This window comes from Ruegeria sp. H8 (genome assembly GCF_056532905.1).
In genome coordinates this window covers 806,611-830,819 of the sequence record NZ_JBQFNY010000001.1, presented here as the reverse complement: position 1 = coordinate 830,819, position 24,209 = coordinate 806,611, and the positions used below count along the sequence as shown (strand labels likewise).

26 protein-coding genes are annotated in these 24,209 nt (G+C 57.7%); 13 read left to right on the top strand and 13 right to left on the bottom strand.

Translation table 11 applies throughout. The features are described from left to right. Positions 1-19 precede the first annotated feature (19 nt). From infC to cobA, 7 genes are all read right to left on the bottom strand, one after another. Positions 20-481, bottom strand: a complete 462-nt coding sequence (gene infC / locus ACR0A2_RS04125; protein ID WP_437181686.1) for a translation initiation factor IF-3 — start codon at positions 479-481, stop codon at positions 20-22. A gap of 245 nt (positions 482-726) precedes the next feature. Continuing rightward, positions 727-1,560 (bottom strand): ferredoxin--NADP reductase, encoded by an 834-nt coding sequence (locus ACR0A2_RS04120; protein WP_480834131.1) that lies wholly within the window; start codon positions 1,558-1,560, stop codon positions 727-729. 109 nt (positions 1,561-1,669) lie between these two features. After that, positions 1,670-2,077, bottom strand: coding sequence for a DUF934 domain-containing protein (locus tag ACR0A2_RS04115; RefSeq protein WP_171116164.1), 408 nt, complete (start codon positions 2,075-2,077; stop codon positions 1,670-1,672). Beyond that, positions 2,074-2,835, bottom strand: coding sequence for a phosphoadenylyl-sulfate reductase (locus ACR0A2_RS04110; protein ID WP_171116163.1), 762 nt, complete (start codon positions 2,833-2,835; stop codon positions 2,074-2,076). The genes ACR0A2_RS04115 and ACR0A2_RS04110 overlap by 4 nt, the downstream gene beginning before the upstream one ends. Beyond that, positions 2,825-4,489 carry a nitrite/sulfite reductase gene (locus ACR0A2_RS04105; RefSeq protein WP_480834130.1) on the bottom strand — a complete coding sequence of 555 codons (1,665 nt, stop codon included), beginning with the start codon at positions 4,487-4,489 and terminating at the stop codon, positions 2,825-2,827. Before ACR0A2_RS04105 ends, ACR0A2_RS04110 begins: the two co-directional genes overlap by 11 nt. Positions 4,490-4,554: 65 nt before the next feature. Then, positions 4,555-4,869 carry a DUF2849 domain-containing protein gene (locus ACR0A2_RS04100; RefSeq protein WP_152457837.1) on the bottom strand — a complete coding sequence of 105 codons (315 nt, stop codon included), beginning with the start codon at positions 4,867-4,869 and terminating at the stop codon, positions 4,555-4,557. Continuing rightward, positions 4,869-5,645 carry a uroporphyrinogen-III C-methyltransferase gene (gene cobA, locus ACR0A2_RS04095; protein WP_152457838.1) on the bottom strand — a complete coding sequence of 259 codons (777 nt, stop codon included), beginning with the start codon at positions 5,643-5,645 and terminating at the stop codon, positions 4,869-4,871. Before cobA ends, ACR0A2_RS04100 begins: the two co-directional genes overlap by 1 nt. A 144-nt stretch (positions 5,646-5,789) precedes the next feature. Between cobA and ACR0A2_RS04090 the strand changes: the two genes are divergently transcribed. Then, positions 5,790-6,272 (top strand): Lrp/AsnC family transcriptional regulator, encoded by a 483-nt coding sequence (locus ACR0A2_RS04090; protein WP_480834128.1) that lies wholly within the window; start codon positions 5,790-5,792, stop codon positions 6,270-6,272. A gap of 127 nt (positions 6,273-6,399) precedes the next feature. Here ACR0A2_RS04090 and ACR0A2_RS04085 read toward each other — a convergent pair whose 3' ends face one another. After that, positions 6,400-7,581 carry a cytochrome P450 gene (locus tag ACR0A2_RS04085; RefSeq protein WP_480834127.1) on the bottom strand — a complete coding sequence of 394 codons (1,182 nt, stop codon included), beginning with the start codon at positions 7,579-7,581 and terminating at the stop codon, positions 6,400-6,402. Between ACR0A2_RS04085 and ACR0A2_RS04080 the strand changes: the two genes are divergently transcribed. The 7 genes from ACR0A2_RS04080 to ACR0A2_RS04050 all read left to right on the top strand — a co-directional run bounded on the left by ACR0A2_RS04080 (position 7,580) and on the right by ACR0A2_RS04050 (position 14,888). Further along, the gene (locus tag ACR0A2_RS04080; RefSeq protein WP_480834126.1) at positions 7,580-9,361 is read left to right on the top strand and encodes a sensor histidine kinase; all 1,782 of its coding nucleotides are present in this window, start codon (positions 7,580-7,582) and stop codon (positions 9,359-9,361) included. The genes ACR0A2_RS04085 and ACR0A2_RS04080 overlap by 2 nt on opposite strands. After that, entirely contained in the window at positions 9,358-10,587 is a 1,230-nt protein-coding gene (locus ACR0A2_RS04075; protein ID WP_480834125.1) for a sigma-54-dependent transcriptional regulator, read from the top strand. The genes ACR0A2_RS04080 and ACR0A2_RS04075 overlap by 4 nt, the downstream gene beginning before the upstream one ends. 362 nt (positions 10,588-10,949) lie before the next feature. After that, on the top strand, positions 10,950-11,951 hold the full coding sequence (locus ACR0A2_RS04070) for a DctP family TRAP transporter solute-binding subunit (RefSeq protein WP_171116152.1): 1,002 nt from the start codon (positions 10,950-10,952) through the stop codon (positions 11,949-11,951). Between the two features lie 113 nt (positions 11,952-12,064). After that, positions 12,065-12,742, top strand: a complete 678-nt coding sequence (locus tag ACR0A2_RS04065) for a TRAP transporter small permease (RefSeq protein ID WP_152457843.1) — start codon at positions 12,065-12,067, stop codon at positions 12,740-12,742. Further along, a complete protein-coding gene (locus tag ACR0A2_RS04060) occupies positions 12,742-14,118 on the top strand; it encodes a TRAP transporter large permease (RefSeq protein ID WP_480834124.1) in 1,377 nt (458 codons plus the stop codon). Before ACR0A2_RS04065 ends, ACR0A2_RS04060 begins: the two co-directional genes overlap by 1 nt. A 154-nt stretch (positions 14,119-14,272) precedes the next feature. After that, entirely contained in the window at positions 14,273-14,584 is a 312-nt protein-coding gene (locus tag ACR0A2_RS04055) for a DMT family transporter (protein WP_171328559.1), read from the top strand. Between the two features lie 97 nt (positions 14,585-14,681). Next, positions 14,682-14,888, top strand: coding sequence for a hypothetical protein (locus ACR0A2_RS04050; protein WP_480834122.1), 207 nt, complete (start codon positions 14,682-14,684; stop codon positions 14,886-14,888). Positions 14,889-15,088: 200 nt separating this feature from the next. Here the strand turns inward: ACR0A2_RS04050 and tpiA are convergent, their stop codons facing one another. After that, positions 15,089-15,838, bottom strand: a complete 750-nt coding sequence (tpiA, locus tag ACR0A2_RS04045) for a triose-phosphate isomerase (RefSeq protein ID WP_480834121.1) — start codon at positions 15,836-15,838, stop codon at positions 15,089-15,091. A 148-nt stretch (positions 15,839-15,986) separates the two neighbouring features. Beyond that, the gene (locus tag ACR0A2_RS04040; protein WP_171362933.1) at positions 15,987-16,352 is read right to left on the bottom strand and encodes a HesB/IscA family protein; all 366 of its coding nucleotides are present in this window, start codon (positions 16,350-16,352) and stop codon (positions 15,987-15,989) included. A 290-nt stretch (positions 16,353-16,642) separates the two neighbouring features. Here ACR0A2_RS04040 and ACR0A2_RS04035 point away from each other — a divergent pair, with 290 nt between their 5' ends. Then, positions 16,643-16,912 (top strand): hypothetical protein, encoded by a 270-nt coding sequence (locus ACR0A2_RS04035; RefSeq protein WP_480445000.1) that lies wholly within the window; start codon positions 16,643-16,645, stop codon positions 16,910-16,912. Positions 16,913-17,130: 218 nt separating this feature from the next. On the opposite strand, the gene ACR0A2_RS04030 is transcribed toward ACR0A2_RS04035, so the two are convergent. The 3 genes from ACR0A2_RS04030 to ACR0A2_RS04020 form a co-directional block, all read right to left on the bottom strand. Next, complete coding sequence (locus tag ACR0A2_RS04030; RefSeq protein WP_152457849.1) at positions 17,131-17,493, bottom strand: SUF system Fe-S cluster assembly protein; 363 nt, start codon at positions 17,491-17,493, stop codon at positions 17,131-17,133. Positions 17,494-17,587: 94 nt separating this feature from the next. Further along, the gene (locus ACR0A2_RS04025; RefSeq protein WP_171639573.1) at positions 17,588-17,866 is read right to left on the bottom strand and encodes an NfeD family protein; all 279 of its coding nucleotides are present in this window, start codon (positions 17,864-17,866) and stop codon (positions 17,588-17,590) included. After that, on the bottom strand, positions 17,866-18,756 hold the full coding sequence (locus ACR0A2_RS04020; RefSeq protein ID WP_171168338.1) for an SPFH domain-containing protein: 891 nt from the start codon (positions 18,754-18,756) through the stop codon (positions 17,866-17,868). Before ACR0A2_RS04020 ends, ACR0A2_RS04025 begins: the two co-directional genes overlap by 1 nt. A gap of 175 nt (positions 18,757-18,931) precedes the next feature. Here ACR0A2_RS04020 and ACR0A2_RS04015 point away from each other — a divergent pair, with 175 nt between their 5' ends. The 4 genes from ACR0A2_RS04015 (at position 18,932) to lon (ending at position 24,168) form a co-directional block, all read left to right on the top strand. Then, positions 18,932-19,843, top strand: coding sequence for a nucleoside hydrolase (locus ACR0A2_RS04015; protein ID WP_480834120.1), 912 nt, complete (start codon positions 18,932-18,934; stop codon positions 19,841-19,843). 63 nt (positions 19,844-19,906) lie between these two features. Beyond that, positions 19,907-21,037, top strand: a complete 1,131-nt coding sequence (gene tgt / locus ACR0A2_RS04010) for a tRNA guanosine(34) transglycosylase Tgt (protein ID WP_480834119.1) — start codon at positions 19,907-19,909, stop codon at positions 21,035-21,037. Positions 21,038-21,128: 91 nt separating this feature from the next. Then, the gene (locus ACR0A2_RS04005; protein ID WP_152457854.1) at positions 21,129-21,536 is read left to right on the top strand and encodes a DUF6636 domain-containing protein; all 408 of its coding nucleotides are present in this window, start codon (positions 21,129-21,131) and stop codon (positions 21,534-21,536) included. A gap of 223 nt (positions 21,537-21,759) precedes the next feature. Beyond that, entirely contained in the window at positions 21,760-24,168 is a 2,409-nt protein-coding gene (lon, locus tag ACR0A2_RS04000) for an endopeptidase La (protein ID WP_480834117.1), read from the top strand. Positions 24,169-24,209 lie beyond the last annotated feature (41 nt).

The following is a 24,209-nucleotide window of genomic DNA, read 5'->3' as shown; positions in this document are numbered from 1 at the left end:
TTTCGATCTTTGGACCGGATTATTTCTGCGGCAGCGGGCCGATCATCATGATCATCTGACGGCCTTCCATCTTGGGCATGTTTTCGATCTTGCCCAAGTCCTTGACGTCCTCGGCAACGCGCTCCAGCAATTCGCGGCCCAGGTTCTGGTGTGCCATTTCGCGACCGCGAAAACGCAGGGTAACTTTGACCTTGTCGCCGTTTTCCAGAAACTTGAAGACGTTGCGCATCTTGACGTCATAATCATGCGTGTCGGTGTTGGGTCGGAACTTGACCTCTTTCACCTCGATGATCTTTTGCTTCTTGCGGGCTTCGGCTTCGCGTTTCTGCGTTTCATATTTGAATTTGCCGAAGTCCATGATCTTGCAGACCGGTGGGTTCGCATTGGGCGAAATTTCGACCAGATCAAGACCGGCATCAGCGGCCATCTGCATGGCTTTGGCGGGATGAACCACCCCGACATTTTCACCTTCGGCGCCAATCAGGCGAATTTCGGGGGCACGGATCTTATCATTGACGCGCGGGCCGGTGTCTCGTTGTGGCGGCGCGTTGTGAGGTCTGCGAGCTATGGGTTCATTCCTTTGATAATTGCAGAATTTCGAGCCCGGAATTTAAACCGGGCCGGGCCACACTTCAAGCGGCATAAACGCCGGCAGTTGCGAAAAAACAGTGTTTTGTCCGCTGAATTTTGCGTTCGGGGCTGCAAAGCTCCGAACGCAGGGTGCCTTTAGCCGACAAAGGCCTTTTCGATCACGAACTCTTTGGGTTCGGAATTCGCGCCTTCGCGCAGACCAAAGCCTTCAAGGATTTCCTTGATGTCCAGGTTGAAAGCCAGCGAACCGCAGACCATGGCGCGATCGGTTTCGGGCTTGATCCCGCCTTCGATGCCCAGATCGCTGAACACGGTGCCATCCTTCAGGAGGTCGGTGATCCGGCCCATCTTGGGGCTCTCTTCGCGCGTGGTCGTCGGGTAATAGCGGATCTTGTCGGCAAAGCCTTCGCCAATAAGTTCGGCCAGCATTTCATCCTGACGGATGCTGTCGATCAATTGGCGGCCATATTCCAGTTCGGCCACTTCGCGGCAGGTATGGGTGATGATCACCTCGTCATAATCTTCATATGTTTGCGGTTCACGCAACAACGAAGCAAACGGGGCAAAGCCAGTGCCGGTGGCAAAGAACCAGATGCGTTTGCCCGGCAGCAGGGCGTCATGCACCAACGTGCCAACCGGCTTGGGGCGCAGGATGATCTGGTCGCCGGGCTTGATATGCTGAAGCTTCGACGTCAGCGGGCCGTTCTGAACCTTGATCGAATAGAACTCCAGCTCATCGTCCCACGACGGCGAAGCGATTGAATAGGCGCGCAGCAATGGCTTGCCATTGTCGCCCAGCAGACCAATCATCACGAACTCGCCCGAGCGGAAACGCAGCGTGGCGGGGCGCGTCACCTTGAAAGAGAACAGGCTGTCGGTCCAATGCTTGACCTCGGTTACAGTTTGCGCGTCCGGCAGGACCGGGGCCTTCACGGCAGTTGCTTCGCTCACGGGCTTCATCTCTGTCATCGTTTACCTGCCGGTCTGCTAAACCGACATCTCCGTTTAATCTTTGATCCAAGTCAGGAAAAGGGGACAGATTGCCCCCTTTGCGTTTCAAGCTGGCGATGGGCGGCTTTTAACCGCGCAAACGCGCCTGATAGTTGTTCTCTTTCCAGTTGGCCCGGGAAAGCCACTGATCTTCGGGCTGGCGATCTGCCAGGTCTCCGTCAATCTCAACTTCGTCAAAGCCGCAGCGACGTGCCATGGCATACTGGTCTGCCAGAACATGACCCTTGGCGCGCAAGCGTCCCGTATAGCCCTTAAGGCGCAGGGTGCGGGCGATGGTAAAGCCGCGACCGTCGGCAAAGGATGGAAAATCCACCCGAACCAGCTTGGCACTGCCCAAGCGGTCAAAAAGCTCATCCGGGTCCGTGTCCGAGCTGACGTCCAGCGCAACCACGTCATTTGCGGCATCATCCAGAGTGACAAAGCCGTCGGTCCAGTCATCGGGCGAAAAGCCCTCATCCGTTACGATTACGTTCATGTTTTCTCTCCGATGCGCACCATCTTGCCATCGACAAAATGAATGCCGCATTCTTCCTTGTTCTGATCGCGCCAGCGGCCGGCGCGGGGGTCTTCGCCTTCCTTCACCGGCGAAGTGCAGGGCGCACAGCCGATCGAAGGGTATCCTTTGGCCACCAGCGGGTGCCGGGGCAGGTTGTTTTCTTCCATATAGGCGCGCACATCGTCCGGCGCCCAATGGGCCAGCGGATTGACCTTGATCCGGCCCGTGCCGTCTTCGACCTCGAAAAACTCGAGCGCGGCGCGCGTGCCGGACTGGAACCGTTTCCGGCCGGTAATCCAACCGCAATACCCGGTCAGGGCTTGCTGCAAAGGAAAGGTCTTGCGCAGGTTGCAGCACGCATCCGTATCCCGCAGGCGCAGCGCGCCATAGGGGTCTTCGCGTTGCAGTTCTTCGTCATCCGCCCGGATGATCCGGATGTTCCTGAGCCCCAGGCGCTCGCTGACTTCCTGCTGGTACTCCAGCGTTTCGGTGAACAGCAATTGGGTATCCACGAACAACACCGGCGTCATCTTGTCGATCACCGCAGCCATGTGCAGCAGCACCACCGATTCCGCACCAAAGCTTGAGACCAGTGCAAGCGCATCGATCTCTTCAAGGGCGCCATGCATCACGTCATGGGCGCTGTGGTGACGGAACCGGGCATTCAATGCGTTGACCTTCTCGGTCAGGTCGCTGCGGTCTTTGCCCAGTTCCGTTTGGATCAGATCAAGCGGCATTCGCCCGAGCCTCGGGGTAGAGAGCGGCCTTGAACGGCTCCATGCCGACGCGGCGATAGGTCATCAGAAAGGTTTCTTCAGCACTCTCGCGCAGATCCAGGTAGGTGTCGACGATGCGTTCCACGGCCGGCACGATCTCGTCATAGGCAAAGCCCGGACCGGTGCGGTCGCCGATCGCGGCCGTCTCGGTGGCGTCGCCACCCAGGGTGATCTGGTAGTTTTCGACGCCTGCACGATCCAGGCCCAGGATGCCGATATGGCCCACATGGTGGTGGCCGCAGGCGTTGATGCAGCCCGAGATCTTGATCTTCAGGTGCCCGATATCATGCTCCAGCTTCAACTCTTCAAAGCGGGTCGCAATTTCCTGAGCAACCGGGATCGAGCGGGCCGTCGCCAGCGCGCAGTAATCCATGCCGGGGCAGGCGATGATATCGCTGATCAGGCCGATATTGGCGGTGGCCAGTTCGTGCTGTTTCAGCTTGGCGTGGATCGCGGGCAGGTCCGATTTGTGGACGTGCGGCAGGATCACGTTCTGCTCGTGGCTGATACGCAGCTCATCATAGGCGAATTCTTCGGCCAGATCGGCCATCACGCGCATCTGCTCGGCGGTCGCATCACCCGGCGTCTGGCCGTGTTTCTTGATCGAGATCGTAACGATCGCGTGGTCCGCGTTCTTGTGCGGCGCGATGTTGGTATCGACCCACGACCGGAAAACCGGATCGTTGGAATAGGCGCATTCAAACGACGCAACCGAACCTTCGCGGAAGGCCGGAGGCGCAAAATGGCCCTTGATCTCATCCAGCAGCGCCATGTCGGCGCCCTTAAACTGTGGGCGAACCTGCAAGAAACGTTCATTCACCTTGGCGCGGATGGCGTCGATGCCGTGTTCATGCACGGTGATCTTGATGCGCGCCTTGTACTTGTTGTCGCGGCGACCGATCTGGTTCCAGACCGACACGGTGGCTTCCAGATAGGCCAGCAGATCATCGAATGCGACGAACTCGGACAGTTCCTTGCCGATCATGGGCGTACGGCCCAGGCCGCCACCGACGATGACGCGCGCACCCAGAACGCCGTCAAGTTCGACCAGTTGCAGGCCGATGTCATGCGCTTTGATCACGGCGCGGTCGTTTTCCGAACCGGTGATGGCGATCTTGAACTTGCGCGGCATGAACTGGAACTCCGGGTGGTCGGTCGACCACTGGCGCAACAGTTCGGCATAGGGGCGCGGGTCGGCGACCTCATCCGCGGCGGCACCGGCGAAATGGTCGGCGGTCACGTTGCGGATGGTGTTGCCCGAGGTCTGGATGGCGTGCATGCCGACCTCGGCCAGCGCGTCCAGCATGTCTGGCACATCTTTCAGTTTCGGCCAGTTGTACTGGATGTTCTGACGGGTGGTGAAATGGCCATAACCCTTGTCCCACTTTTCAGCCAGCAGGGCCAATTGGCGCATTTGTGCGCTGTTCAGCGTGCCGTAGGGAATGGCGACCCGCAGCATGTATGCGTGCAGTTGCAGATACAGGCCGTTCATCAGGCGCAGCGGCTTGAATTCATCTTCGGTCAGCGAACCGTCGATGCGGCGCTCGACCTGAGCGCGGAACTGCGCGTTACGCTCTGCCAGAAAATCTTTGTCAAACTCGGAGTAGCGATACATGTCTAGCTGTCCTTGGTTGCAGCCCCGAACCTGGGGCCTTGAAGGGGAGAGAGAAGGGCCAGAGGTCAGGCCCGGGGCTGCGGGGAAGTTTCCTGTTTGCCGTGGGCATAGTTGGACGGACCAGTGCGGCGGAAGTCTTCCCGGAAATGGGTGGGCTCGGGGCCGTTTTCGCCAGCGACGGCATCGGCCAGATAAGCGCCCACGATTTTGTTTGCCTGACGCGCGGCATCCAGCAGGCGAACCTGCGCATGCGCCTCGTCGGTGATCAGTTCTGCCTCGCTCAGGTCACGGGACCAGCGGTCATCTTCGGTCAGGTAAATCACGTCACCTTCGAGCAAGTCATTTGCAGTTACGACTTTGGGAGTAAAAGCGCGGGCCATCAGGCAAGCTCCTTGTTGAATTCGGTTACGGCCTGCGCCGCTTCGCGCGGGGCAAGGCCATAGAAGGTCAGGGCCGGTCCATCCATTTCGGCGGCGGCCAGATCGGTGGGCAACTGGTCCAAGGTGGTGGCCAAAATCCGTTGGTCGGGACGCGAGGCATTCTCGACCAGGGTAATGGGGGTGGTGCGATCGGCGCCGTGCATGATCAGACGGCCCTGAATGAACCGAGCGGATTTCTTGCCCATGTAGATTGCCGCCACGGAACCGGCCTGAGCCAGAGCGTTCCAATCGTGATCCGCGAATCCTTGCATGTCGTGCCCGGTCAAAAAACGCACCGATGAGTTGCGTCCACGGCGGGTCAGGCTTTGACCGATGCCAGCCACTGCGGCAGAGGCCGCCGTGATGCCGGGAATGATCTGCCAGGATATGCCGGCCGCGTCGACGGCCTCGATTTCTTCGTCCAGGCGGCCAAAGATTGTGGGATCCCCCGATTTGAGACGCACCACACGGTTGCCATTCAGGGCGTGTTCAACCAGAAGCGCGTCGATATCGCTTTGCTTCCACGAGGGGCCGAACCCGGCCTTGCCGACATCGACCAAAGCGGCGTTCTGGGCGGCAATGTCCAGCACAGGCTTGCTGATCAGGCGATCATGCAGCACCACATCCGCGCGCTCGAATGCGGCCAACGCCTTGAGCGTCAGCAATTCGGGGTCACCGGGCCCGGCGCCGACAAAGTCGACATGACCTTTGGGCTTGGTTGTGTGAAAATCCTGCATCGGATCGTCTCGGACATTGTTTGACTTGACCCTCAATATAGGAAATATTCCCACCAAAGCGCCATATCGCCGCTGAAATAAGGACGAATGTTCCGATTTTCGGGAAAACCGGAACAGGGGTGTCGAAACAGAAGGAAAATTGGAATGTCGGTGCGGATAGATGACACGGATCGAAAAATTCTGGTCGAGCTGCAACGGGACGCAGGCCAATCATTGGACGAAATTGCGGCTCGGGTCGGCAGTTCAAAGACGCCTGTCTGGAATCGCATTCGCAAGCTCAAGGGGGCGGGAATCATCGGCCAGCAAACGGTGCTGCTGGATGCCGAGGCACTTGGGTTCGAAGCCACCTTTTTTGTTTTGATCCGCACCTCGGAACATGAGGCGGACTGGCAACGTAAATTCCTGAAAGCATTGAAGGATCACCCCGAAGTGCAAGAGGCGCACCGGTTGGCGGGTGATATCGACTATATCCTGAAAGTCCGGGTCAAGAACGCACGTGCCTATGATCAGTTCTATCAGTCGCTCATCTCGGAGGTGCGTGTGCACAATGTCACGGCGTTGTTGTCCATGGAAGAGATCAAGTCCACGACGATGCTGCCGCTGAATGCGTTGGCAGAGGGGGCTTAGAACCCACGGCCATACCCTTCTGCCTGTGTCTTTCATGGGGCTTTGAGCCAGATGAACTGATGGGTGTTTTCATCCGGCCGGAAGCAAAATCGCCGGAAGCGTCGTGTAGATATGCGAAATGTGATGGCTAACGTCTGACCAGCAGCTGATTCAGCCCGTGAAAGTGATAGCTGTCCGAGTAAAGCGGCGGCGCAGCCAGTTTCAGGTTTGGACAGCTTTCGAACAGGATCGGCAAAGCAATCCGCATTTCAAGACGCGCCAGAGGTGCGCCGACGCAGAAATGAATTCCGCCCCCAAAGCTTGTGTTGACTTCAATCGGACGGCTCGGCTGAAACGTGTTCGGTTCAGCCCAGACAGCGGGGTCGCGGTTGGCCGCGCCAAGCAACAGTGCCACTTGATCGCCACGTTTGAATGAATGGCCGAACAGATCCACGTCCTCATACGCGTAACGTGTGAACATGTGCAGAGGCGGGTCATAGCGCAGGATTTCTTCGATGGTTGCGTCGAGTCCATCCGGTGCCAAGGCGTCGGGGGCGGTACGGGTCTGCAACAGGGTTTTCACCCCGTTCCCCAGTGAATGCACGGTAGCCTCATGGCCTGCGTTGAGCAGCAGGATGCAGGTGGCAACCAGCTCGTCCAGTGACAGTTTCTGGCCTTCTTCCTCGGCGCTTATCAACCGGGTTATCAGGTCGTCCCGTGGATCATTGCGCCGCAGCTCTATGTATTCCTTCAGGAATTCGGTGAATTCCCGAGATGATTTGGCGGCCCTGTCTTCGGTGTCCTGCGTGCGATTGGCCTGGTACATGGCAACCATATCGTGAGACCACTGCAACAGATCGGGCGCCATGGCTTCGGGGACGCCCAGAAGCCGGCAGATCGTGACCACCGGAACCTGAGTGCAATAGGCTTCCAACAGGTCGAACGTGTTCCGAGGGAAGTCCTTGATCAGGCCGTGGCACAGATCTTTGATGGAAGGTTGCAGCGCAGAAATCGCCCGTGACGTGAAGGCGCGCATCACCAATGATCGAAGGCGTGTGTGCCTTGGCGGTTCTGCCTCAAGCAGTGAATGGGCCTCGATGGCCAGCCAGGGCGCCAGATGGGCGGGACCTTGCTCTGCCAGTTCGGGCGGTACCTCGCGGCCAAATCTGCGGTCCCGAAATAGGGTGCGAACCGCGCGGTTTGAAACCGCGGCGACCACACCATAGTCCTGCCAATAGAACAGATCGCCCGAGCCTCGCGCCTTGTCGTAGAACGGGTAGGGGTTTTGGACGAAACCCGGGTCTGTCGGTGATTGCGAAAAAGACTTCATGCGCCGCACACTTGCCATGCGGCGCATTGAATGCAAGACCCTGTCTATGCACAGGGTTTGGTTCATTTCCGGTTTCTTGCTCGCCGTTGGGCTAATGTCGGGGTTTGTCTGGTCTTATGGATATCGACAGGCCCTGTCTCAGCTGGGCGAGAAGGCAGAGGCAGATCTTGAGCTGGCGGCTGACCGGCTGAGCACGCAGATGCAAGTGTATCAGGAACTTGCCGTACTGATGGCAACTCATCCCGTTTTGCATGAACTGGATACGCAGGCCGGTATTCGCCAAGCCCGGGCAACGCTGCTGGACGTCGCTGACAAAACGGCCGCCGTAAACATGATGTATCTGGATACGAACGGACACGTGCTGGTATCGGCGCAGCCTGTGTCCCAGCGCAACATGGCCCATCATCCGGCTTTCCGCCGTGCGATGCAGGGCGCCTTGGGCAGTGCGCATGAGGTTGTACCTTCGGGCGAAGACCGGATCTATTCCTATGCCGCCCCCACTTTTGGCCCGTCTGGCCAGATCGAAGGCGCGTTGATGGTCGTTGCTGATGTTCAGGACGTTGAACAAACGTGGCGCGGCAGTACCGAGGCGGTTTTCTTTGTCGATTCAGATGGTGTCGTTTTCATTTCCAACAGATCCGACCTGCTGTTCTGGCGCCGGGCGGACGGTGAGGCGGGATTGACGCCGCCAGATGGTGCGGCCGTCGATTTTTCTTCGAAACAGGTCGGCAGGCACGAGTTGTGGCATTTGAACTGGGGGCGTTACCTGCCGCGCGATGCGCTGCATCTGACCCTTGATTTGCCGGTGATCGACATGACTGCCGAGGTTCTGGTGGACGTGGCGCCGGCCCTTCAGCTTGCCAGGCTTCAGGCGGCGGCCGTCGCAGCGATCTGTCTGGCCTTTGGGGCCATGCTCTTTCTAGCCATGGAGCGGCGGCGGGCATTGGCCGAAGCGAATGCCGTTCTGGAAAGCCGTGTGGCCAAACGAACCCATGACCTGACAGTGGCAAATGCCAGTTTGCGCAAGGAAGTGGCGGAACGGGAAGAAGCCGAAGCGGCGCTGCGGCGGGCCCAGGCAGACCTGGTGCAGGCGGGAAAGCTCAGCGCTTTGGGGCAAATGTCGGCGGGCATCAGCCACGAACTGAACCAGCCGCTTATGGCCATACGACAATTTGCGGATAACGGTTCAGCGTTCATGACGCGGGGAAAACCTGAAATGGCTGCCGAGAATCTGGGCCGGATCTCGGAAATGGCGGCGCGGATGGCGCGGATCATCAAGAACCTTCGCGCCTTTGCTCGCAACGAAAGCGAACCGATGGGGCGGGTTGACCTGATACAGGTTCTCAACACCGCTGTTGAACTGACCGAGGCCCGCCTGCGCGACGACGATGTAACCCTGAACTGGACCCCCCCGAATGGCGCTGTGTATGTTTGGGGGGGTGAAGTACGTTTGGTGCAGGTGTTCGTGAACCTGATCAACAATGCGGCGGATGCAATGCTGGGGCGACCAAAACGGATTATTACGATAACGCTGCGAAAAGGCGCACGATTGAGCGTTTCCTTGCAGGATACTGGCCCGGGCATTGAAGACCCCGACCGGATGTTCGAGCCCTTCTATTCCACGAAAAGCGTCGGATCGTCAGAAGGTTTGGGGCTGGGGCTTTCCATTTCCTACGGGCTGGTTCAAAGCTTTGGTGGGGACATACGCGGCGCGAACACGGCGGATGGGGCCATGTTTACCGTCGAACTGGAACCCTGCGACAAGGAAGAGGCCGCGTGATGCGCAGGGTTTTGTTGGTCGATGATGATGCCGCCGTACGCGAGGCCCTGTCTCAAACTCTGGAATTGGCGGACTATCAGCCAACGACCGCTGGATCCTTTGTGGCGGCCAAGGATCACATCAGCCGCGCGTTTCCCGGTGTCATCATCTCGGATATCCGCATGCCGGGGCGGGACGGGTTCCACCTTTTGTCTTATGCCCGAGAGGTCGATCCGGATCTTCCCGTGGTTCTTCTGACGGGTGAGGGCGATATTCCCATGGCCGTCGATGCCATGGGAAAGGGTGCGTTCGATTTTCTGGAAAAGCCGTGCGCCGCGTCCGATCTTCTGGAGGTGCTTGAACGCGCCTTTGCAACCCGTTCGCAGGTGTTGGAGCAAAGAGCAGCGAAATCCGAGTTGGAACGAGGAGACCCCGCCGCGCGTTTGCTGTTCGGACTGTCGCCGCAGGCCGAGGCCCTGCGCGAACGGGTTCGGACCGTCGCGCCAACAGGTGCCGAAGTTCTTGTGACAGGACCGCCAGGCAGCGGCATCTCGAAGGTCGCCGAGGTCGTGCATCTGATGTCGCCAGCAGGGCAGGGACCATTTGTCAAACGCACGGCCTCAAGCCTCAGCCCCGACGACTTGGCCGAGAGCTGTGAAGATGCGGCAGGTGGGTCATTGTTTCTGGACGAAGTCTCGGCCATGCCCCATACCACGCAATTTGCGGCGTTGGAGATCATCGAGCATGGACCAGGCGGGCGTATCATTGCGGGAACGACCGCTGATCTTTCAGCGCTGAGTTCTGAAGGCCGGTTCAATGCAGACCTGTTTTACAGGCTGGATGTCATGCGGGTGCGTATTCCATCGCTGGCAGAACGCCCCGACGACATTCCGGTGATCTTCCGCCATTACGTTGCACAGGCCGCAGAACAGGCGGGGATCGTGGCGCCGGAAATCTCGTCCGAGCATCTGGCGTCGCTAATGGCCAGCGACTGGCCGGGGAATGCGCGATCCCTGATGTCAGCCGCGATGCGCTTCGTGCTGGGAATGCCGGAAGAAGTCGCGCAGGCAACTGATCTGGGGCTCAGCGAACAGATGGCGCGGGTGGAGCGGTCGCTGCTCATCGCGGCGCTGGGTCGTCACAACGGTAAGGCATCAGATGCGGCGAAGGCATTGAAACTGCCGCGCAAGACATTTTACGACAAGCTGGCACGGTACCAGATTCGGGCCGAGGATTACCGGCGGTAACGGTCGGGCTCCCGCCACCTTTTTCCGTTTTAACATGCGTCTAAAGCTGTTGGGCCGGGCAGCCCGCTGTCGCGGGCTGCGGTTTCGCGCCAGTTGATTCGGGTGTTTTGATTCGCAGGGTGTGCGGATTTCCGCACAAACTGGAAGATTGCTGTGCGGAATTTCGCACTCGGGGTTTCGAGTGCGTCAAGTATCCATTGCAGAACGGTTCATAACCTTAGGAAATAAAATCACTAAATAGAAACTCGAGGAGCAAAAAACAAATCGTTGAGTGGATCGTGCCGATTCGTTTCACTTCGCTGCATCTGATACCGAATTGGTGTCGAAGGACAGTTTCAAGGAAGTCTGGGAGGAAAAGACAGATGAAATTCCTGACAACGGCAGCAACCGCTCTGGCGCTGACAGTCACAGCCACCGCAGGGATGGCAGCCTGTGACGATGGTGAAATCGTCGTCAAGTTCGCGCATGTGACCAACACTGACAAACACCCCAAGGGCATTGCCGCATCGCTGCTGGAACAGCGCGTCAATGATGAGATGAACGGCGTGATGTGCATGGAGGTCTATCCGAACTCGACCCTGTACAACGACGACAAGGTGCTGGAGGCGATGTTGCAGGGCGACGTACAGCTGGCCGCGCCGTCACTGTCAAAGTTCGAGAAGTTCACCAAGCAGTTCCGCCTGTTTGACCTGCCTTTCATGTTCAAGAACATCGATGCTGTGGATGCATTCCAGGCTTCGGCCGATGGTCAGGCGATGAAGGACAGCATGCAGCGCCGTGGCCTTCAGGGGCTGGCCTTCTGGCACAACGGCATGAAGCAGATGTCGGCCAACAAGCCGCTGGTCGATCCGTCGGATGCAAACGGTCTGAAGTTCCGCGTGCAGTCTTCGGACGTTCTGGTGGCACAGATGGAGGCCATTGGTGGCAGCCCGCAGAAAATGGCGTTCTCGGAAGTTTACGGCGCGCTGCAACAGGGGGTTGTGGATGGTCAGGAAAACACCTGGTCGAACATCTATGGCAAGAAGTTCTTCGAAGTGCAGGACGGCATCACCGAGACCAACCACGGCATCATCGACTATCTGGTCGTAACCTCTGTGGACTGGCTGGACAGCCTGGATCCGGACGTACGTGACCAGTTCCAGACCATTCTGGCTGAAGTCACGGAAACACGGAACAAAGAGGCCTTTGCCGTGAACGAAGCAGCCAAAGCTTCGATCGTTGAAGCAGGCGGTGTCATCCGCGAATTGACCCCGGAACAGCGTCAGGCCTGGGTTGATGCGATGAAGCCTGTTTGGGACCAGTTCGCAGGTGACGTGGGTCAGGACAAGATCGACGCGGCTCAGGCCATCAACGCCGGCTTCTGAATCTGGCCAAAGGCCGCGCGTCCGGGGACTGGGGAGTATTCGACGCGCTGGCCGGGCGGGCTGAACAAGCCCGCCCAACACTCTCTCATCACAAAAAATGCGGGGACAGAAAGATGTCTGGTGCGAATTCCGGCCAAGGCGGGCTGGTCGACCATATCGAAGAAACCCTGATCGCGTGTCTGTTGGGCCTGATGACGGTCGTGACATTTGCTAACGTGATCGCGCGGTTTGTTTTCAATTCCAATATCCTGTGGGCGCTTGAACTGACGGTGTTCACTTTTGGCTGGCTGGTGCTGCTTGGTGCCTCTTACGCGGTCAAGAAACACTCTCATCTGGGTGTTGATGCGATCCTGAACATGCTGGCCCCAGCGCCGCGTCGCATTCTGGCGCTCATCGCCGTGGGGTGCTGTCTGGTGTTTTCGTTGCTGCTGCTGAAGGGCGCCTATGACTATTGGGCGGTTTTCGCGGATCTGCCGCCGACATCCGGACGCTGGTTCCCGACCGGGTTCAACTTCGACGCCCGCAGCCAGAGCTTCTATGAGGTGGACGATATCCCGATGGTCGCTCCGCTGCGGTTTCTGGAAGACCTGATCAACTATGGCGAAGGGTACGAGAAGCTTCCCAAAGTGGTGCCTTATCTGGTGCTGCCGGTATCGATGCTGCTGCTGGTGATCCGGTTCGCCCAGGTTGCCGTTCAGATCTGGCGTGGCGAAACGGATCGCCTTGTCGCCAGCCACGAAGTCGAGGACGAGATCGAAGAAGTCCGCGCTCAGCAAGGAGAGCACAACTGATGGACGTCGTACTTCTTTTCTCGATGGTCGTCGGCCTGCTGCTGATCGGTGTGCCGATTGCGGTTGCGCTTGGCCTCAGCTCGACCCTGTTTCTGCTGATCTACTCAGACAGTTCACTCGCTTCTGTCGCGGGCACGCTGTTCGAGGCTTTTGAAGGGCATTTTACCCTGCTGGCGATCCCGTTCTTCATTTTGGCGTCGTCCTTCATGACTACAGGTGGTGTCGCACGACGGATCATCCGGTTCTCGATCGCCTGTGTCGGGCATTTGCCCGGCGGGCTGGCGATTGCGGGCGTCTTTGCCTGTATGCTGTTCGCAGCCCTGTCCGGGTCGTCCCCGGCGACCGTGGTCGCCATCGGCTCGATCGTCATCGCGGGGATGCGTCAGGTGGGCTATTCCAAGGAATTTGCCGCCGGTGTGATCTGCAACGCGGGGACACTGGGTATTCTGATCCCTCCGTCCATCGTCATGGTCGTATATGCCGCCGCTGTTGAAGTCTCGGTTGGGCGCATGTTCCTTGCGGGGGTTATTCCCGGTCTGATGGCTGGTTTGATGCTGATGATCACCATCTATGTCATGGCCAAGGTCAAGAACCTGCCCAAGGGTGAATGGAAAGGCTGGGGAGAGATTTTTACCTCGGCCCGTGAGGCCGGTTGGGGTCTTTTCCTGATCGTCATCATTCTGGGTGGTATCTATGGTGGCATCTTCACGCCGACCGAAGCCGCCGCAGTTGCCGCAGTCTACGCGTTCTTCATTGCCAGCTTTGTGTACAAGGACATGGGCCCGCTAAGCACGGAAGAAGGCACACAGAACGTGCCGCTGCTGAAAAAACCCTATGCGCTGATCACGGCTTTCTTTCACCCGGACACCAAGCATACGCTGTTCGAGGCAGGCAAGCTGACTGTCACTCTGCTTTTCGTGATCGCCAACGCGCTGATCCTCAAGCATGTTCTGACTGACGAACAGGTGCCGCAGCATATCGCCGAAGCGATGCTGTCGGCGGGCCTTGGCCCGGTCGCATTCCTGATCGTGGTGAACGTGATCCTTCTGATCGGCGGTCAGTTCATGGAACCGTCTGGTCTGCTGGTCATCGTGGCGCCCCTGGTGTTCCCGATCGCTATCGAGCTGGGCATCGACCCGATCCATCTGGGTATCATCATGGTGGTCAACATGGAGATCGGGATGATCACGCCTCCGGTCGGTCTGAACCTGTTCGTGACTTCGGGTGTTGCGGGTATGCCGATGATGAGCGTTGTTAAGGCGGCGCTGCCGTTCCTTGCGGTGCTGTTCGTCTTCCTGATCATGGTGACTTATATTCCGTGGATATCGACCTTCCTGCCCAACACGTTCATGGGGCCGGAAATAATAACCAACTAGACTGTCTGAAAACTGAACAAAGCCGGGTGGTGTCAACTGCCCGGCTTTTTCGTGTCTTGAAACCGCGCGATGGGTTCTTATCTGAGGCAAAGAGGACGACCTCTGCTTTCTGGGACATCATTCGGGACGACCCGTACGGATATGAGGTTGTCTTATGCCCTGGATCTTTCTTCTGTTTGCTGGCCTTTTGGAAATTGTCTGGGCGGTTGCCATGAAGCAGTCGGCCGGTTTCACCAGATTGTGGCCGACGGCCGTGATGGGCGTTTCGATGTTGGGTTCATTTGGTCTGCTGGCGCTTGCAATGCGCGACTTACCGTTGGGCACCGCATACACAATCTGGACTGGGATCGGTGCGGTGGGGGCGTTCAGTGTCGGTATTCTGTTTCTTGGCGAAGCCCTGACACCTGCGCGGATCGCAGCTGCGGTTCTGATCGTGACAGGCCTTGTGGTGATGAAGCTTTCCTGAAGCCCTTGACTGGCCAAGCCAAAGTACTTCGGCAGTTTGCAGCACACACACGAAGCGGAGCTTGGAATTTTGACCGGCTCTGACAAACGCATTTTGTGTGGCTTCTAAAAAGGCAAAGGCCGGATTTGTTAACGGCGGATTTCGCATCGGATCGGTTCTGGCGCGGGATGGCGGATTTGTCTCACAAGGTCGCAATCAGCCTGTACAGGGCGGCAACCCGACCGTGCTGGAAGAGCTGGATGCCCTGCGCAAGGCGGGGCGTCAGAAAATCTGTTCCCGCATACCTCGCCATTACCCAGTGTAATTTGTTCGCCTCCCATCGCTCAGTTCGGAATCCCGCGTATCTTCGTCAACTCACGGAGTTTCGTGCGCAAGGCAGGATTTTTGTACGATCAAAGGGGAGGGGCCTGTTGTAGTGAACAACCCTGACCGCAACGCGTTGAAGCGGCGATCTACTGAAAAACCGACCCTTGGACCGAAGAAACTGCGGGACGAAGTCTGGAATTAGGCGCTTTCCAGCGCTTTAATGATTCCCGAGAAATCAGACGCTTTCAGGCTGGCCCCGCCCACAAGTGCGCCATCGACGTTGGAAACCGAAAATATTTCCGCCGCGTTGCTGGGTTTCACCGAACCGCCATAAAGCAGGCGGACAGAACGGCCCACGCCTTCGCCAAAGCGGCGCTCCAGCCGGGCGCGCATGAAGTCGTGAACTTCCCCGATTTCTTCCAGGGTGGGAACTTTGCCGGTGCCAATTGCCCAGATCGGTTCATACGCGACGATCAGGTTCTCGCCGGTCGACTGATCCGGGATCGACCCGGACATCTGGCCGCCGATGATGTCGAGCGTATTGGCCGCTTCGCGCTGCTCAAGGCTTTCGCCGACGCAAATGATCGCCTTCAGACCTGCATCCATCGCTGAGCGCGCCTTGGCCCGCACATCTTCATCATGTTCACCGTGGTCCACGCGGCGTTCGGAATGGCCCAGGATGACCGATGTTGCACCGGCATCCACCAGCATATCCGCACTGATATCTCCGGTATGCGGGCCTGATTTTGCGGCATGACAGTCCTGACCACCGACAGAGATGGCGGTGCCCTGAACGGCAATTGATGCGCGGCTGAGCAATGTTGCCGGTGGGCAAATCAAGATATCCACCGATGCTGCCGGGTGGATCTGAGACAGCGCCTTCAACTCGGTCAATTCAGCGCCGGTCCCATTCATTTTCCAGTTTCCAGCCGCCAGCTTCTGCCGCATTTTGGTATCTCCCTGATCATCCGATGATTTTAGCATGCGGATAGCATTGTCGGCATCATCTTACAATTCTGCTCGCATGCTGATCCCGGACGGAAACATCGAAGATCGGTCCGCATGCGACATTCAAATGAAAAGGGATGAGGCGGGCTTAGCCTTGTTGGCCGATGCTTTCGTCAAATTTGATCGACTCTCCGCATCCGCAGGCGTCGACGACGTTCGGGTTCTTGAACTTAAAGCCGGATTCCAACAACGACACTTCGTAATCGATTTCGGTTCCAAACAGAAACATCTGGGCCATTGGCGCAATCATGATGCGCGCGCCGTCCTGTTCGACGACTTCGTCATGAGGATCTGCCTGATCGACATATTCCATGGTGTATTCCATGCCTGCACAGCCGCCTTTTTTGACGCCGATGCGCAAACCAGCGTGGCCGCCCGAATTCATCAGGCGGGTAATCTGCTCTGCGGCTTTGGGCGTCATGGTCACAGCCTGTTTGCCGGGGATGCCGAACATGTAAATCTCCGTTGTCGCGCGTTACACCCAATTTAGGGTCCCAGGCTGTTTTGCTCAAGGCAATGTGGCGCAAAGAATTTGAATTCGCTGGAAAGCTCTGGCGTGTCCGCACAGCCGCTCCGCAAACTTGCTTTGATACGGGAGGCGGGGTTAGCATCGGTCTAATGAAGTTTTGGAACCCCGTCCGAATAGATGGAAAGACATGAAGTGGTAGAAAAATGAATAATTTAGAGTCGAAAGTTAAAGTAGCTTTTCTTGCGGCCGCACTTTTTTCTGTAAGCGTGTGTGTGATGTCCAACGAAGCTTGGGCGGCCACGGGATCCGAACGGCACCCGGTGAATTGTGCAACGGCGGAAGGGGATCTGCGCGCGATTGCATCGGAAAAGAAACATGCGGAAGACAAACAACTGGAAAGCATTGCTGCCATAACACCTGCCGGGGCTCTGTTGGGGCTGGTCACGGGAACCGAGCAAAAAAGGCTGCAAATGCTGTCAGGTGACTACGTCAAGCAATTGGATGCCAGAGCGGCAGAGATCAAGGAAACCTGCAATCTGAATTGATCGTCGTTGTCGAAACAAAAAAGGACCGCTCTCGGGCAAGAACGGCCCATATTCTTGAGCTGGGAAGCGGGGGGCGGTCATGGCATACCCAGCCGACGGCACCGCATACGCGAATGCCACCTTCAGATGTTATCCGTCAGGAGTGTGACAGGGGCTGCACGATAAGGTGACGAAAATGCCAAGCTTTCGTGACAGTTGGCAGGGCAAGTGCCTGATGGCTACATAAAGCCCAATTCCAGGCGCGCCTCATCAGACATCATCTCCATGCCCCAGGGCGGTTCCCAGGTCAGTTCGACATCGACTTCCTTGACGCCCGCAACAGGCTCAATCGCCTCGACAATCCAGCCGGGCATGTCGCCCGCGACCGGACATCCGGGTGCCGTCAGGGTCATGATTACCTTCACGGCGTTGTCCGGAGAAATGTCGATCGTATAAATCAGGCCCAGGTCATAGATGTTGACCGGAATTTCCGGGTCGTAAACCGTGCGGCACGCTTCGACGACTGCCTCGTACAGCGGGTGTTCAATCGTTGACGGCGCAATCAACGGGGTGCCTTCAAACTGTTCGCTCGGGTGGGTCATCTTTGCCTCGGGTCAGTTGCCTGAGTGATTATATAGGGAATACCAGCAACAGCGTCCAGTAGGGGCGTGACGCTCGGGTGAGCGTCACAGTGTCTTAGTCATTGATGTCATGCGTGAAGGTTTTGACCTGACCATGCGGCAAGGCAAAAAGCTTGCGCAGGATAAGCCATGCGATCAACGACAACACTGCGAAGATCAGCGCGAGCACATGCAATGACAGTGTCAGGCCGGGGATGACGAGGATAAGGCCGGTGATCGCGGCCCCGATCGCAAAGCCCAAAAAGATGAATCCGGGCAGAACGATTTCCAGGATCCCCAGAGCCAGAGCGGCGGCCAGCCAGATCCACCAGGTCAGCCAAAAGGGATCAGCCATTATCTACCTCCTTTGAGCATTTTGAACGCGTCACCAAAGGCTTCGAGCGCATTGGCAGGCACGACTATGGTCTGCTTGCCGGAACCGTTGCCCAAAGCATTAAGGGCTTCAACCTGTTTCAGTGCAACCTGATACTGCGCAGCCTCGATGCCATTGTCCTGAATGGCCTTGGCGACGACGCCTGTCGCGTATGCCTCAGCCTCGGCCTGAATGCGTCGCGCCTTGGCGGTTTGCTCCGCTGCGTACAGCTCGGCATCGGCGTGCAGTTCGACGGCGCGTTTTTGGCCTTCGGCTTCGGTCACCTGCGCACGGCGGGCGCGTTCTGCGTTCAGCTGTTGCAGCATGGCATCGCGGGTGGCCTGATCCAGATTCACATCCAGTATCTCGGCCCGGGTCACTTCGATTCCCCAATCATCCACTGCGGTTTCAACGCTTTCCTGAATGCGTGTGATCAACTGTGCACGGTTCGACTGCACTTCGTCCAGATCCATCTTGCCGATCTCGGCACGAACGATACCGGCAACCGTGGTGGCAATCGCTCCATCAACGTCGCGGATACGATAGACCGTCTTTTCCGGTTCGAGAATGCGGTAGAAGACAGAGGTGTCGATTTGCACCAGCACGTTGTCCTTGGTGATCGCGTCCTGTGTCGCGTTCGGCAACTGGCGTTCAAGGATCGAGATCTTGTGGCGGGCAACGTCCAGTAACGGAACGATGAAATTGATGCCGGGGCCCAGCACCGAATGCAGTCTTCCAAACCGTTCAACCACGTATTTTTCGGATTGCGGAACGATCTTGATGCCCTTGAAAATAACGATGACCACCAGCACGGCGGCCAGCAGGTAAATGATGTTTGACGAAAGCAGTCCGATGATCTGATCTTCGGTCATTCTGTCCTCTTTTTATTGTGTACTATGGTATACATATGGGGATCGAGTCGCTCGATTTCAACTCTGGTATGGAGGGAAAGCCGGCGGATGCAAACGCCTCACTGCGGGAATTCAGCATTGAACCGAACTGCTGTGACTGCTTTGCATCCCGGCTTGCTTGCGGTATCGGGCGGGGATGAAACTGATAATCGATACAGACCCCGGCATCGACGATGCCATGGCGATCGCCTATGCCGCCGCTGCGCCTGAGTTTGACCTGATCGGCCTGACCACGGTGTTCGGCAATACGCATGTTCATCAGTCCAGCCGCAATGCCCGTTTCCTGTTGGACAAGCTGGGCCTGGACCTTCCGGTGGCGGAAGGCGCGCCTTTCCCTCTGGGGGCTGACATGCACGTCCCATCGGACCATGTCCATGGTCCCGAAGGGTTTGGCGATCTGACCGAGATTCCCGAGATCGGACGGAACCATGATCTTCCCGCCGCAGAGTTTCTGGCCGAGATGGCCCGGATGCACAAAAACGAGTTGGTGGTATGTGCGGTCGGACCGCTGACCAACATTGCCAACGCCATGCGATTGGACCCGGAATTTGCCGGTAATCTCGGCCGTTTGGTGATCATGGGCGGTGCCGTCTACTGCAAGGGCAACGTTACCGACCATGCAGAAGCCAACATCTATCACGATGCGGTTGCCGCAGATGCGGTCTTTTCCGCACCGCCCGAGACCGTGCTGGTTGGTTTGGACGTTACCCTGAAAACACTTTACGAGACCGCGGATTTCGACGCGCTAGCTCAAAAATCGGACGGCATGGGATCTTTTCTGCGTGATATCTCTCGGTTTTACTTGAAATTCTATAAAGAAATCGGCGGATTGGAAGGGTGCGGCCTGCATGATTCAACTGCCGTGATCGCCTGTTCGCACGGGGCCATGTTCGACATGGTCGAAACCGGGCTGCGTGTTGTGACGGAAGGCGACCGGATGGGTGCGACGCAACCTGACCTGGATCGTCCCGCAGTTCATGTTTGTCGTGATGTGGATGGGGCGGGTGTCGTGCGTCTGTTTACTGACCGCGTTGCATCCTTGCCCTGACGGGTTGCAAAGACCGATCGGATCGGGCAAATCCTGCCCGGTTCGGCGATCCGAGGCGATGACATGACCCAGCAATTCTCTTTCAAGCTCAAGGCCACAGACGGCAAGGCGCGCACCGGTGTCATAAGCACTCCGCGTGGCGAGGTGCGGACACCTGCCTTCATGCCGGTTGGTACCGCGGCGACAGTCAAGGCGATGATGCCGGAAAGCGTCCGGGCCACCGGGGCCGACATTCTGCTGGGCAACACCTATCACCTGATGCTGCGCCCCACGGCCGAGCGGATTGATCGCCTGGGCGGGTTGCACAAGTTCATGAACTGGGACCGGCCGATCCTGACGGACTCGGGGGGGTTTCAGGTCATGTCGCTGGCCGGTTTGCGCAAGCTGACCGAAAAGGGTGTGACCTTCAAATCCCATATTGATGGATCGAAGCACGAGCTGACGCCAGAAAGATCAATGGAAATTCAGCGCCTTCTGGGTTCCGACATCGTGATGTGCTTTGACGAATGCCCTGCATTGCCTGCAAATCGCGACCGGATCGCCGAGTCTATGCGTTTGTCGATGCGTTGGGCCGAGAGGTCCCGTGACGCATTCGGGGATCGTCCGGGGCATGCTCTGTTCGGAATCATGCAGGGCGGTCTGGAGCGGGATCTGCGGGAAGAAAGCGCCGAGGCGTTGAAGAAGATTGGTTTCGAAGGCTACGCCGTTGGCGGTCTGGCAGTGGGCGAGGGGCAGGAGGCCATGTTCGACTGTCTCGATTACGCGCCTGATTTCCTGCCCATGGACAAGCCGCGTTACCTGATGGGCGTTGGCAAGCCGGATGACATAGTTGGAGCAGTGGCGCGCGGGATCGATATGATGGATTGCGTTCTGCCCTCGCGCTCGGGCCGTACCGGTCAGGTGTTCACGCGCCATGGCGTGGTGAACATCAAGAACGCGCGTCATGCGGATGATCCGCGCCCGCTGGATGAAAACTGTACTTGCCCGGCCTGTTCGAACTATTCACGTGCCTATCTGCACCATGTGTTCCGCGCCAACGAGATGATCTCGGGCATGTTGCTGACCTGGCACAACCTGCATTACTTTCAGGAAATCATGCAGGGCATGCGGGACGCGGTCGCTGAAGGCTCCTTCGAGGCGTGGCAGGCCGCGTTCCACGCGCAACGCGCACAGGGCGACATCGAACCCCTGTAACCTGTCCGTTCAGGTGACAATTGCGGGGTTTTCCGGTATTCTGAAACCACTTTGTTCAAAGTTGTTTTGTTTGTGACCCGGAGAATTTTTGATGTTCCGCTTTTTCCTCGGCGCAGTCATTTTTTGCGCATCCCCTGCCGTTGCTGACGTCTGGACCTTTGAGACCCCATCCGAAAACATTCAGTGTTCGGTGGGGGAAAGCGCCGAGACCTCGGACATTCGGTGTACGATCATAGAAAGATACGGCCCTCCGGCGTTGCCGCGCCCCGCGAACTGTCAATCTGACTGGGGGCATGATTTTCAGATGTTCGACACCGGTCCCGTGGAATTGCTGTGCCAGCCACTGAACCGGAGCCGGGACGGATTTGACCGTGCGGAATACGGTGTAACCGGTCGGTTCGGAGGATTTACCTGCACCTCCTCCACGAAAGGTCTGGAATGTCGCAACCTGGATGGCCACGGTTTTTTTCTGTCCCGGGCAGTGCAGCAGGTGTTCTGACCCCGAAATTGCGCATTGCATATGCATGCTACACTAATTTCGGTGGATATGTTCCCGGGACATCTTGCAGTCCCGAAAACCTCGGTTCATGCTGCGAAACGATACATGGCGATAAGGTTGAAAAAGGGCGATGAGGCCCCACCTTTATCGTCCAAGACAGGAGATGGCCGGATGTTGCCTCGATGAGGGACAAGCGCCATCTTGCCAACGATAAGGATAGAGCATGCAAGAGCCTCTGAATTCCTCATACCCCGTCCTGCCGCTGCGCGATATCGTGGTGTTCCCACATATGATCGTGCCGCTTTTCGTGGGCCGAGACAAATCGGTCCGCGCGCTGGAAGAGGTGATGCAGGATGACAAACAAATTCTGCTGTCCAGCCAGATTGACCCCAGCGTCGACGACCCGGATGAGAACGGTATTTACCAGTCCGGTGTTCTGGCCAATGTGTTGCAGCTGCTGAAACTGCCCGACGGCACCGTCAAAGTGCTCGTCGAAGGGCAGGCGCGCGTGCAGATCACCGAGTTTCTTGAAAACGAAGAGTTTTTCGAGGCGCGGGCGGAATATCTGACCGAAATCCCGGGTGACGTCACCACGACCGAAGCCCTGTTGCGCACCGTCGCGGACGAGTTCGAGCGCTATGCCAAGGTGCGCAAGAACATCCCCGAAGAAGCGCTGACGGCCGTTGGTGAAACCACCGAGCCGGCAAAGCTGGCCGACCTTGTGTCGGGCCATCTGGGCATCGAGGTCGAACAAAAGCAGGACCTGCTGGAAACACTCAGCGTCAGCGAGCGGCTTGAAAAAGTCTATGGCCTGATGCAGGGCGAAATGTCGGTTTTGCAGGTCGAGAAAAAGATCAAGACCCGCGTCAAATCCCAGATGGAGAAGACCCAGCGCGAGTATTATCTGAATGAGCAGATGAAGGCCATTCAGAAAGAGCTTGGCGATGGCGAGGACGGCGCGAACGAGATCGCCGAACTGGAAGCCAAGATCGCCGAGACCAAGCTGTCGAAGGAAGCGCGCGAGAAGGCGGAAGGCGAGCTGAAGAAGCTCAAGAACATGTCGCCCATGTCAGCCGAAGCAACCGTGGTGCGCAATTATCTGGACTGGATTCTGTCTTTGCCGTGGGGCACCAAATCCCGCGTCAAAAAGGATCTGGGTCGTGCGCAGGATATTCTGGACGCCGATCACTATGGCCTTGAAAAGGTCAAGGAGCGGATTGTCGAATATCTCGCCGTTCAGCAGCGTTCGAAAAAGCTGAAAGGCCCGATCCTGTGCCTTGTCGGCCCTCCGGGCGTGGGCAAGACCAGCTTGGGTAAATCCGTCGCCAAGGCCACGGGGCGCGAGTTCATTCGCATTAGCTTGGGTGGGGTGCGCGACGAATCCGAGATCCGCGGCCACCGTCGGACCTATATCGGTTCGATGCCCGGCAAGATCATCCAGGCGCTGAAAAAGGCGAAAACCACGAACCCGCTCATCCTGCTCGATGAAATCGACAAGATGGGGCAGGATTTCCGTGGTGACCCGGCCTCGGCGATGCTCGAGGTGTTGGACCCGGAACAGAACAACACGTTCATGGATCACTATCTTGAGGTCGAATATGACCTGTCGAACGTGATGTTCCTGACCACGTCCAACAGCTACAACATGCCCGGGCCTTTGCTGGACCGGATGGAGATCATCCCACTGGCCGGCTATACCGAGGATGAAAAGCGCGAGATCGCCAAGCAGCACCTGATCGCCAAGCAGGTCAAAAACCATGGCCTGAAAGCCAAGGAATTCGAACTGACCGATGAGGCGCTGCAAAAGATAATCCGCACCTATACCCGCGAGGCCGGTGTGCGGAACCTCGAGCGCGAAATCGCCAAGGTGGCACGGAAGGCGCTGACCAAGATCATCAAGAAAGAGGCGCAAACCGTTACGGTCACGCCTGAAAACCTGGATGAGTTCCTGGGCGTGCCAAAATTCCGTTACGGTCTGGCCGAGCAGGACGATCAGGTTGGTGTCGTGACCGGTTTGGCCTGGACCTCGGTCGGGGGTGATCTGCTGCATATCGAGGCGCTGAAGCTGCCCGGCAAAGGCCGGATGAAGACGACGGGCAAGCTGGGCGATGTGATGAAAGAATCCATCGATGCGGCGTCGTCATATGTGCGGTCGATTTCTCCGAAGATCGGAGTGAAGCCGCCTCAGTTCGACAAGATCGACATCCATGTGCACGTGCCGGATGGCGCAACGCCCAAGGATGGTCCGTCAGCGGGTCTGGCGATGGTGACATCGATCGTATCGGTTCTGACGGGCATTCCCGTACGCAAGGATATCGCCATGACGGGCGAGGTTTCATTGCGCGGGAACGCAATGCCGATCGGCGGCTTGAAAGAGAAACTGCTGGCTGCGTTGCGCGGTGGTATCAAGACGGTTCTGATCCCGGAGGAAAACGAAAAGGACCTGGCGGATATCCCGGACAATGTGAAGGAAGGCTTGAAGATCATCCCGGTCAAGCACGTCTCGGAGGTTCTTGAGCATTCTCTGGTTCGTACACCGGAGCCGGTTGAATGGGACGAAGCCGCCGAGGAGGCCGCCGCAGCCGCAGCAGCCTCGTCAGAGGCGACGGGGCCATCGGCCACGGCACACTAAGCAGATTGAGCGAATGAAAAAGGCGGGGCGAATGCCCTGCC